The following is a 1459-nucleotide window of genomic DNA, read 5'->3' on the forward strand; positions in this document are numbered from 1 at the left end:
CGATATTTCCCGCGCCAACGGGACCGGACCATCCCGCATACAGCCAGTACACTTTCGGCGTACCGGTCAGCGGGCTAATGGAATTCCTCGACACGGTACAGAGTCATCTCACAGAACAACCCACTATCCCCGCTGTCCCGCTTTTTATCTGGAGCCGGTCATTCGGTCAGAGGATAGCCGCCCATTACGCCGCAGAAATCCTGAGAACCACGGTCAACCCCGGGGACGTGCCATTCCTTCAGGACCTTGAAGGGGTCAGCCAAGTCGCTGGATACACGTGGCTATTCGCCAATCACGCAGCAGCTTTTCCTATGACTCGCCTCGGAGCGCTTAATCCTCGCAAAAGATTCTTGACTAAGAATTGGCTTGCCGTGGCAAACAGAAACTACTTTCACCAACTCCTGCAGCAACTTAATCCGGAGGTTCAGGAATTCTTCAAGGGTAAATTTACATATATTTCAGAAATGTTTGCCACGCAATTTATCAATTTTATTACAGCTCGAGGATATTCGCGTGATGCATATAGTTCGAATTCCAATGTCCTGGAAGAGGGGGTCGAAAACGTAAAAGGTGATAGGACTAGCATGCGCAACTATTTGAGGTACGTCATGACAGGTAGCACGCAGGATGGTGGCAGAGACAGCCCCGCGCTGCATGGAATGAGCGAGAATTACCTCGACATGGATTGGGTTGATCGGTCCACCCCTCTAGCGCTGCTTGAGATCCGCTATTCATCGGGAGATTCTAGTGATACCCGCATGCATTCACATGAATTCGAGGAGCTGTTTTCGGAATACGCCAGAGCGGTGAATGTCGGGCATTCTCTTGACGGGAGACAGGGGATATCGCCGAATGTTGCTCAGGGAATTCTGCGCGATGAAAAAGTGCGCAAGTTCTCCTTGGTGATAGAGGCGATTCAAGGGCTGCCTCATCTCGACTCGCTAGAAAGTGACTTTCTTGAGGACTTTCTGTTCTCCGTAACTACCTCAGTCGGCAAAGTCATCAACCGATGGCGGAACCTACATTCGCAAGACCGGATGGAATTTGAAAATCTGCTCGCGAGTCTTCGTGCTGTACGCGATCAGTCAGATGTGCCGCCCGAAGTCAGGTATCAGTTCGGCGCTGCGGCAATTCACACGGAGATCGCTTTGCAATCCATGCCACCCAGGCGCTGACTTCTGACTGGAATCGACAATCGAGCCAAATCATCGTGGTGCGTAAGCTGGCTGAACAACGCTAAGGGCTGTCCCGTAACTGCTGGTCACAGGTGAGATGATCTTGCGGTGTCTGGTGTGATCACGGCGTCGGAGCCGTCCTAATCCGGTACTAGCTAGCGGCTCTCAGGACTGATGTGAGTTCTGAGTGCCGTTCGAGCAGCGAGCGGTGCTCGCGGTGGTGATCGCGTGGGTGCCGGACTGACGCCTTGAGTCGTCCGGGCACTTGATGCCTCTATCCAGAG

The 1459-nt window shown here is 52.9% G+C and carries 1 protein-coding gene; it reads left to right on the plus strand.

The window, feature by feature from the left end; genetic code table 11:
* The coding region (locus ACIA8E_RS41930; RefSeq protein WP_399307369.1) for a hypothetical protein at positions 1–1175 on the plus strand (1175 nt) is incomplete at its 5' end.
* Positions 1176–1459: the final 284 nt, after the last annotated feature.

It is taken from the genome of Streptomyces sp. NPDC051664 (assembly GCF_044453545.1).
Taxonomy (GTDB): domain Bacteria; phylum Actinomycetota; class Actinomycetes; order Streptomycetales; family Streptomycetaceae; genus Streptomyces.